At 63.6% G+C, this 9274-nt stretch carries 10 protein-coding genes; 7 read left to right on the top strand and 3 right to left on the bottom strand.

Annotated elements, in window-relative coordinates:
• Positions 1 to 232 precede the first annotated feature (232 nt).
• The 3 genes from FJ546_RS27990 to FJ546_RS27980 form a co-directional block, all read right to left on the bottom strand.
• A complete protein-coding gene (locus FJ546_RS27990; protein WP_032932633.1) occupies positions 233 to 715 on the bottom strand; it encodes a DUF2852 domain-containing protein in 483 nt (160 codons plus the stop codon).
• Positions 716 to 835: 120 nt separating this feature from the next.
• Positions 836 to 1975: a benzoate/H(+) symporter BenE family transporter gene (locus tag FJ546_RS27985; RefSeq protein ID WP_140892261.1), complete on the bottom strand. Its 1140-nt coding sequence runs from the start codon at positions 1973 to 1975 to the stop codon at positions 836 to 838.
• Positions 1976 to 1977: 2 nt separating this feature from the next.
• Positions 1978 to 2763 carry an alpha/beta hydrolase gene (locus tag FJ546_RS27980; RefSeq protein WP_140892260.1) on the bottom strand — a complete coding sequence of 262 codons (786 nt, stop codon included), beginning with the start codon at positions 2761 to 2763 and terminating at the stop codon, positions 1978 to 1980.
• A gap of 220 nt (positions 2764 to 2983) precedes the next feature.
• On the opposite strand from FJ546_RS27980, the gene infC reads away from it, so the two are divergent.
• The 7 genes from infC to pheT all read left to right on the top strand — a co-directional run bounded on the left by infC (position 2984) and on the right by pheT (position 9258).
• Entirely contained in the window at positions 2984 to 3520 is a 537-nt protein-coding gene (gene infC / locus FJ546_RS27975) for a translation initiation factor IF-3 (protein ID WP_010912915.1), read from the top strand.
• Positions 3521 to 3683: 163 nt separating this feature from the next.
• Positions 3684 to 4310, top strand: a complete 627-nt coding sequence (locus FJ546_RS27970; protein ID WP_140892259.1) for an isoprenylcysteine carboxylmethyltransferase family protein — start codon at positions 3684 to 3686, stop codon at positions 4308 to 4310.
• 181 nt (positions 4311 to 4491) lie between these two features.
• Positions 4492 to 4695 carry a 50S ribosomal protein L35 gene (gene rpmI, locus FJ546_RS27965; protein WP_006201248.1) on the top strand — a complete coding sequence of 68 codons (204 nt, stop codon included), beginning with the start codon at positions 4492 to 4494 and terminating at the stop codon, positions 4693 to 4695.
• Between the two features lie 92 nt (positions 4696 to 4787).
• A complete protein-coding gene (gene rplT / locus FJ546_RS27960; protein WP_006201247.1) occupies positions 4788 to 5189 on the top strand; it encodes a 50S ribosomal protein L20 in 402 nt (133 codons plus the stop codon).
• A 147-nt stretch (positions 5190 to 5336) separates the two neighbouring features.
• Positions 5337 to 6434: a phenylalanine--tRNA ligase subunit alpha gene (pheS, locus tag FJ546_RS27955; protein ID WP_140892258.1), complete on the top strand. Its 1098-nt coding sequence runs from the start codon at positions 5337 to 5339 to the stop codon at positions 6432 to 6434.
• On the top strand, positions 6431 to 6853 hold the full coding sequence (locus FJ546_RS27950; RefSeq protein ID WP_140892257.1) for a GFA family protein: 423 nt from the start codon (positions 6431 to 6433) through the stop codon (positions 6851 to 6853). The genes pheS and FJ546_RS27950 overlap by 4 nt, the downstream gene beginning before the upstream one ends.
• Positions 6850 to 9258: a phenylalanine--tRNA ligase subunit beta gene (gene pheT, locus FJ546_RS27945; protein ID WP_140892256.1), complete on the top strand. Its 2409-nt coding sequence runs from the start codon at positions 6850 to 6852 to the stop codon at positions 9256 to 9258. Before FJ546_RS27950 ends, pheT begins: the two co-directional genes overlap by 4 nt.
• Positions 9259 to 9274: the final 16 nt, after the last annotated feature.

Here is a 9274-nt window from a genome sequence, read left to right as displayed (position 1 = left end):
GACACCGAAATAACGAGCCCATTCAAACCATAAAAACAAAACCCCGCCAAAATTGACGGGGTTTGTCAGCAGTCTGACGGCGCCGCTCGCGCGACGCCGTTTTTTTCACGATCGGGCCTGCCCTGCAGCGCCGCGCGTGCTCCGGGACGCGCAAAGGACGCTGTAACCCTTTAAGTTGGCGCATGACCTTTTCCGAAAACCGGTTCCGGTTTTGGGGGTCATGCGCTCGGCCTCAGTCGTCAAGCAGGTTCGAGCCCTTGCCGCGCTTGGTGGGAGTGGTGCCGGTGTTCGGATCGGTCTTCGCCGGAGCGGTCGACTTGTTGCGCTTCGCCATGAAGCGGTCGAACTCGTCCTGATCCTTGGCGCGACGCAGTTCGCGGGCATAGTCGTCGAACTCGGTCAGCATGTCGTCGAGCTTGCGGCGTTCCTCGGCGAGGCGCTCAAGCTCCTTTTCGCGCCAGTCGTCGAAAGCGACGTTGCCGGTGCGGGCGGAGCCGTTGCCCCAGCGCGCGGCCTTGTCGGAACCGCGGCGGCAGCCGGCGAAGATGCCGTCGGTCGCACGGTTGACGTCACGCTTGAAGCCGTCGAGCCGGTCGCCCCAGATGATGTAGGCGAGCATGGCGAAGCCGAGCGGCCAGAACACCATGAAGCCGATCACCATCAACGCGATGGTTGCCGGCGTCCAGGCCGGGCGGATCAATGCAGATGTGTTCATTTTCTCCCATTCCTTCGGTTGGAGACAGCCAATACCGGCTGCGTGGAATCGAAATGGGAAGGCAAAAACGGCGATTCAAGACAATATCCGCCAAAACCGGACAAGGGTCTGAAATGATTATCACTTTTTGAGCCTGTCGAGGAAAAGCACGACCAGCCCGGCGATCAGCCCCCAAAATGCTGCGCCGACGCCGAACAGGGTCAACCCCGAAGCGGTGACGACGAAGGTGACGGTGGCGGCCATGCGATCGCCCTCGTCCTTCAGCGCGATCGCCAGCGCATTGGCGAGCGAGGCCATCAGCGCCAGACCCGCCACCAGCACGATCAGGCTCTGCGGCAGGACGGCGAAGATCGCCACCAGCGAAGCGCCGAAAATCGCGAAGATGAGATAGGCGAGCGCATAGAAGGGGCCGGTCTTCCAGCGCTCGGCGGGGTCGGGATGGACGTCCGGCCCGGTGCAGATCGCCGCAGAAATCGCCGCCAGATTGGTCGTCGAGCCACCGAATGGCGCCGACAGCAGGGAAAACAGTCCGGTGACGCCGATCAGCGGTCCGGGTTCGGGATGGTAGCCGGCGGCGCGCAGCACGGCCAGCCCCGACAGGTTCTGCGAGGCCATGGTGACGAGATAGAGCGGCAGCGCCAGGCCGATCATCGCCTTGGCGGTGAAATCAGGCGCGATCAGCGTCAGCGTCGACAGTTCGGGGGTCGGCAGGCCGCCGACACGGCCGGTGAGAAATGCGGCCAGACCGCCGCCGACCAGCACCGACAGCACCGACAGCGCCGGGTGGAACACGCGGATCAAGAAGAAGGCCGCGATCAGCGGCAGGATCAGCCAGGGGTCGACGGGAACGGTCTTGACCGCATTGAGGGCGAAGGTGACGACGATGCCGGCCAGCATGCCGGAAGCGACCGAGGGCGGTATCCTGGAGATCAATTGCGTCAGGGGCCGGAACAGGCCGGTGGCGATCAGCAGGATGGCGGTGGTGATGAAGGCGGCGACGGCCTCGCCGATCGAAAAGCCGGTCGACGCCGCCATCAGCGCCAGGCCTGGCGTCGACCAGGCGGTGATGACAGGCATTTTCGTGCGCCACGACAGCCACAGGCTCTCGATCGCCATGGCCAGGCAAATGGCCGTCACCCAGCTTGCCGTCTGAATTTGCGACGCGCCGACCGCGTGGGCGGCGGCGATGACGATGGCCAGCGTGCCGCCGAAGCCGACGATTGCCGCGACGAAGGCCGAGATCGGAATGGAAAGGCGCATCGTCACTTGCCCCGCCCGGCCATGTAGCCGACCGCCCGCACCAGCATGTCGAGGTCCTGCGGCCGCGACAGGCGGTGATCGCCGTCCGGAATAAGCGACAGCGTGACATCGTCGGACGGCAGCAGGCTGACCAGCTTCAGCGCGTGGCTCGACGGCACGTCCGGATCGGCCAGCCCTTGCAGGATGTGGACCGGGCAATGCGTGTCGATCGGACCGGTCATCACCCGGTTGGCGCGCCCGTCCTCGATCAAAGCGCTTGTATAAATGTAGGGCTCGGCTGAATAATCGGAGGGCTCGGCGAAGAAACCCTTCTCGGCGAGGCTGTGCTTTTGCGCCTCGGTCAGCGCTGGCTCGACCAGCTCAGAGGTAAAATCAGGCGCCGGCGCCAGCAGCACCAGACCGACGACGCTTGCGTCGCCCGCCTTGCGCAATTCCTGCACCATGCGCAGCGCGATCCAGGCGCCCATCGACGAGCCGACCAGGATCTGATTGCCCTTGGCAAACTTCCGGAACACCGCAAGGCTTTGCGAAAGCCATGTCGAAATCGTACCGTCGGCAAAGGCGCCGCCGGATTCGCCGTGGCCGGAATAGTCATGGCGCAGGAAGGCGCGACCCTCTTTCGCCGCCCAGTCCGAGAGCGTCTGCGCCTTCGTGCCCAGCATGTCCGACTTGTAGCCGCCGAGCCAGACGATACCGGGCGTCGAACCCGCGCTGTGGCGCACCGCGATGCGCGATCCATCGACGTTGACAAAGGTCGGGGGGAGAAAGGTTGGGGGCGTGACGGTCATGGCTTTTTCCTCAGGCCCCTCTTCTGGCTCGGGGTCTTGTGGCACAGCCGCGGGCGTGGCGAAAAGTGCTCGCGCTGTTTCTTTGTTTGGTGCAGGCGGCGATCAGGGTGATTTTCTGTCAACGCTGTGCTATTGACTCCGCCCGCGCGCTCACCACATTGGCGCGTCCACGCATCAAGACTGACAAATCCTGAACGAAACGGCCAAGGAGACCACGACCATTCGCAGACCTTTCAAAGCAGCGGCGCCGACCAAGGATGGGCCGCGCTCCAACCGTGACATCCGGGTTCCCCGGGTCCAGCTTATCGACGCCGAAGGCCAGAACCGCGGCGATGTTTCCATCAACGACGCATTGCTGCTCGCCGAAGAGGCCGGGCTCGATCTCGTTGAGATATCGCCCAATGCGGTGCCGCCCGTCGTAAAGATCCTCGATCTCGGCAAGTTGAAGTACGCCAACCAGAAGAAGGCGGCCGAGGCGCGCAAGAATCAGAAGGTCATCGAGATCAAGGAGATCAAGATGCGCCCGAACATCGACAGCCATGACTACGAGACCAAGATGAAGGCGGTGCGCCGCTTCTTCGAGGAAGGCGACAAGGTCAAGCTGACGCTGCGCTTCCGCGGCCGCGAGATGGCACATATGGAACTCGGCATGCAGCTTCTGAACAAGGTGCGCGAGGAAGTGGCGACCATCGCCAAGGTCGAGGCGGAGCCGAAGCTCGAAGGCCGCCAGATGATGATGGTGCTGGCGCCGCGCTAAGGTGTGCTGAATATCAACATCTGAGATCACGATAAAGTCAGGCGCGACCAGCGCTCCAAATCCGCCTGAATTGTCTTGCAGAGCGTCCCGGCGATCGGCGGGACGCCTGTTTCTTGGCTAAAGCTGCGATCGCCGGCTAAGCTCTTCGACGATCGGACACCCCTTGGACAACGAACTCAAATACGGGCTGGGCAATTACCAGCAGATGCGTCGGCTGGTGCTTGCCGTGCTCGTGGCGGTGCTGTTTCTGGCGCTGCTGTTCGGTCAATCGACCTTCCCACCCGACACGTCGGTGCATGAAACAATCGAGATGTTCGGCGTGCTCCTGATTTTCCTCGGCATCGTCGGCCGCCTTTGGGCGACGCTCTATATTGGCGGGCGCAAGTCCTCCGAGGTGGTGACGGGCGGGCCGTACTCGATCACCCGCAACCCGCTTTATGTGTTCTCGACCGTGGCCGCGGCCGGCGTCGGCGCGCAGATTGGTTCGTTCTCGGGCATTATCCTGTTCGCACTGCTATGCGCGGGGGCCTTCCACATCGTCATCCTGCGCGAAGAGAAATTCCTCAAGGAGGCGCTTGGGGCGCCCTATCAGGCCTATCTGGCGAAGGTGCCGCGCTTCTTTCCGAAGCTTTCCCTCTATCAGGAGGGCGACACCGGCAGCTTCAGGCCGCGCCTGCTGCTGACCACGCTGCTCGACGGCCTGGTGTTCCTGATCGCGCTGCCGGCCTTCGAACTGATCGACGGCGCGCAGCAGTCGGGCATGCTGCCTGTGTGGTTTACGCTGCCCTGATCGGGACAGAGCGCCGCACGGCTTCAGGTGTTGCGTACAGGCCGTCTTTGACGTATAGGACCGCCGTTCAAGAAAACCGCCCGGCAGGGCATGCCGTGGCGGTTTCATTTGCTTTTCGGGCTTTGGTCGGCCCGGAGCGAACAAGAAGCGCGATAGTGCGCCAACAAGACGGAGTAGCAAAATGCCCAAGATGAAGACCAAGTCGGCCGCCAAGAAGCGGTTCAAGATCACAGGTACGGGTAAAGTCCTGTCGGCTGCGGCCGGCAAGCGTCACGGCATGATCAAGCGTTCCAACAAGTTCATTCGAAATGCCCGCGGCACGATGGTTCTGGCTGAACCGGATGGCAAGAAGGTCATCAAGAATTTTCTGCCGAACGGCCTCTGAGCATTCGGTCTGGACACGCATTAGTTTTACGCAATCCGAACGGAAAACCGCAAGACACTTTTCCAGGGAATTGCTTTTAAGGAGATCATGACATGGCACGCGTAAAAAGAGGCGTCACCTCGCACGCCAAGCACAAGAAGGTCCTGAAAGCCGCCAAGGGCTTCTACGGCCGTCGCAAGAACACCATCCGCATCGCCAAGCAGGCGGTGGAAAAGTCGCTGCAGTACGCCTACCGCGACCGCAAGAACCGCAAGCGCTCGTTCCGCGCGCTGTGGATTCAGCGCATCAACGCCGCGACCCACGAGCATGGCCTGACCTATGGCCGCTTCATCGACGGCCTCAACAAGGCCGGCATCGAGATCGATCGCAAGATCCTGTCCGACATGGCCATCCATGAGCCGCAGGCTTTCGCAGCGCTCGTGGCCAAGGCCAAGGTCGCGCTCGAATATCTGAAGAACACCACGCCGAACGCTTTCGAAAGCGCTGTCGCCTAAGACCAGCGCTTCCCAAGCATTCGCAATTCTGATTATGGGGAACCCGCGCTGGCACGGCTGGCGCGGGTTTTTTTGTCTCTGATGCCTGAACTTTCAACTTAAAAGTGACTTTCACTTAAGTTGACTTCCAACGTAGCGAGTTTGACCGTGAACGACGCAACTAGTGCCCTGGATACGCTCGAAAATTCACTGCTGGCCGATATCGCATCGGCCGCCGATGAGCCGGCCATCGAGGCCGTGCGCATCGCCGCCTTCGGCAAGAAGGGCACCGTGTCCGAGATGCTGAAAACGCTTGGCGCCATGACCGCCGAGGAGCGCCAGCTCAAGGGCCCCGTCATCAACGGCCTCAAGAACCGCGTCACCGAGGCGCTGACGGCCCGCAAGGCCGAACTCAGGGATGTGGCGATCGCGGCACGTCTCGCCGCCGAGAAGGTCGACGTGACGCTGCCGGTGCGGCAGTCGCCGGCCGAGCGCGGCCGCATCCATCCGATCAGCCAGGTCATCGACGAGATCGCGGCGATCTTCGGCGATCTCGGCTTCGCCATCGCCGAAGGTCCCGATATCGAGACCGACTACTACAATTTCACCGCGCTGAATTTCCCGGAAGGACATCCGGCGCGCGAGATGCACGACACTTTCTTCTTCCAGCCGGGCGAGAAGGGTGAGCGCAAGCTGTTGCGCACGCACACCTCGCCCGTGCAGATCCGCACCATGGAGAAGCAGAAGCCGCCGATCCGCATCGTCATTCCGGGCAAGACCTATCGCCAGGATTCCGACGCCACGCACTCGCCGATGTTCCATCAGGTCGAGGGTCTGGTGATCGACAAGACAGCCAATGTCGCCAACATGAAGTGGGTGCTGGAAGAATTCTGCAAGGCATTCTTCGAGGTACCCTCGGTCAAGATGCGCTTCCGGCCGTCCTTCTTCCCGTTCACCGAGCCAAGCCTCGAGGTCGACATCCAGTGCGACCGCTCGCGGCCCGGCGAAGTGCGCTTCGGCGAAGGCTCCGACTGGATGGAGATCCTCGGCTGCGGCATGGTGCACCCCAATGTGCTGCGCGCCGGCGGGCTCGATCCCGACGAGTATCAGGGCTTTGCCTGGGGCATGGGCATCGACCGCATCGCCATGCTCAAATACGGCATGCCGGACCTGCGCGCCTTTTTCGACGCTGACGTGCGCTGGCTGTCGCATTACGGTTTCCGGCCGCTCGACATGCCGACGCTGTTCGGCGGCTTGAGCGCATGACAGCGCTCCACATCGGCGGCTGCCGCTGCGGCGCCGTGCGGTTCGAGGCCTCGGCCGAGCCGCATCACGTCAGCTATTGCCATTGCGGCGATTGCCGGCGGGCCAGCGGCGCGCCGGTCTCGGCCTTTGTCGGCTTCCTGGCCGATAAAGTGGCGTTCACCGGCAAGGCGCTGAAGATGTACGAGAACGGCCCGGTGACGCGCTCGTTTTGCGGCGTCTGCGGCGCGCCCATCGCCTATGTCGACGAGCGGCTGGCAGACGACATCTACTTCATGCTCGGCGCCATGGATGCGCCGGCCGATTTCAAGCCAACGCTGCATGCCTATGTCAGCGAGCAGCTTCCCTTCCTGCATATGTCCGACGATCTGCCGAGACATCCGAAATCAAGCGTCAAAAGACCAGACGGAACAGCCCCATGAAATTCACCCTCTCCTGGCTCAAGGATCATCTCGAGACCGTCGCCACGCTCAACGAGATCGTTGAGCAGCTGACGTCGATCGGCCTCGAAGTCGAGCATGTCGACGACAAGTCGAGCCTGAAACCCTTCGTCATCGCCAAGGTGCTGACGGCGGTGCAGCACCCCGATGCCGACCGGCTGCGGGTGCTGACCGTCGATACCGGCGACGGCAAGCCCCCCGTCCAGGTCGTCTGCGGCGCGCCGAATGCCCGCGCCGGCCTGATCGGCGCTTTCGCCGCGCCCGGCACCTATGTGCCCGGCATCGACGTGACGCTGGCGGTCGGCAAGATCCGCGGCGTGGAGAGCCATGGCATGATGTGTTCCGAGCGCGAGCTGGAACTGTCCGACGAGCACAACGGCATCATCGACCTGCCCGAGGATGCGCCGGTCGGCGCCAGCTTCGCGTCCTATGCGCATCTCGACGATCCGGTCATCGAGATCAATCTGACGCCGAACCGACCGGATGCCACCAGCGTTTACGGCATTGCCAGGGATCTGGCGGCAAGCGGGCTCGGCACGCTGAAAAGCGCCGCGGTCGAAAAGATTGCCGGCAAAGGCCAGACGCCGGTCAAAGTGGTGATCGAGGCGCCGGAACTTTGCCCGGGCTTCGCCTTGCGGCTGGTGCGCGGCGTCAGGAACGGCCCGTCGCCGAAATGGCTGCAGCAAAGGCTGATCGCCATTGGTCTCAGGCCGATCAGCGCGCTGGTCGACATCACCAACTACGTCACCTTCGATCGCGGCCGGCCGCTGCATGTGTTCGACGCCGGGAAGGTCGCCGGCAACCTCGTCGTGCGCCGCGCCAGGGACGGCGAGAAGGTGATGGCGCTGGACGGTCGTGAATACACGCTGACGCCCGACATGTGCGCCATCGCGGATGACAATGGCGTCGAATCCATCGCCGGCGTAATGGGCGGCGAGCATTCCGGCTGCGACGAGAACACGACGGAGGTGCTGATCGAATCGGCGCTGTGGGATCCGATCACCACCGCCCGCACCGGCCGCACGCTCGGCATCATCACCGATGCCCGCTACCGTTTCGAGCGCGGCGTCGACCCTGAATTCATGGTCCCTGGCGTCGAGCTGGCGACCAGACTGGTGCTCGATCTCTGCGGCGGTGAGCCGGCCGAGACCGAAGTCGTCGGTTATGCCGGCCACAAGCCCAAGATCGTCTCCTTTCCGCTGTCGGAAGTGACGCGGCTGACCGGCATCGAGGTGCCGAAGGCGGAAAGCCTCGACATCCTGTCGCGCCTCGGCTTCATGCCGCAGGGCTCGGGCGATGTCGTCGATGTGGCGGTGCCGTCCTGGCGTCCCGATGTCGACGGCAAGGCCGACCTGGTCGAGGAGGTTATGCGCATCCACGGTGTCGACAACATCGCCCCGCAGCCGCTCGGCGCGCATGACGCGGTCAATTCGAAGATCCTGACCACGCTGCAGGTCCGCACCCGCACCGCCAAGCGCGCGCTTGCGGTGCGCGGCATGATGGAGGCCGTCACCTGGTCGTTCATTCCGGCCAGGCATGCCGAGCTGTTCGGCGGCGGCCAGACGGCGCTGAAGCTTGCCAACCCGATCGCCGCCGACATGTCCGACATGCGGCCGTCGCTGCTGCCGGGGCTGATCGCCGCCGCGCAGCGCAATGCCGACAGGGGCATTGGCGATGTCGCGCTGTTCGAGGTCTCGGGCACCTATGAGGGCGACGGCGCCGACCAGCAGCGCCGCGTCGCCGCCGGCGTGCGCCGCGGCACCGCCAAGCTCGACGGCTCGGGCCGCAGTTGGGCCGGCAATTCCGGGCCGGTCGGCGTGTTCGACGCCAAGGCCGATGCGATCGCGGCGCTCGAAGCCTGCGGCGCGCCGGTCGAGCGGCTGCAGATCGAGGCGGGCGGTCCAGCCTGGTACCATCCCGGCCGGTCCGGCACGATCAAGCTCGGGCCGAAGACCGTGCTCGGCACGTTCGGCGAATTCCATCCCAAGACGATGGAAGGGCTCGACGTTTCCGGCCCGCTCTGCGGCTTCGAAGTGTTCGTCGACGCCGTGCCCGAGCCGAAGGCCAAGCCGACGAAGACCAAGCCGAAGCTGGAACTCTCCGCCTTCCAGGCGGTGAAGCGCGACTTCGCCTTCGTCGTCGACAAAGCGATCGAGGCCGGCACGCTGCTGCGCGCAGCACTTGCCGCCGACAAGAAGCTGATCACAGCCGTCACGGTCTTCGACATCTTCGAAGGAGCGTCGCTCGGCGCCGACAAAAAATCGATCGCCATCGAAGTGTCGATCCAGCCGGTCGAGAAGACGCTGACCGACGAGGATTTCGAGGCGCTGGCCAAGCGCATCGTCGAGAATGTCGGCAAGCAGACGGGTGGCGTGCTGCGCGGCTGAAGCAATTCCAGGAAAA

The sequence above is a fragment of the Mesorhizobium sp. B2-4-19 genome, from assembly GCF_006441315.1.
In the GTDB taxonomy this organism is placed as follows: Bacteria; Pseudomonadota; Alphaproteobacteria; order Rhizobiales; family Rhizobiaceae; genus Mesorhizobium.
This window is presented reverse-complemented; position numbering and strand designations above follow the sequence as displayed.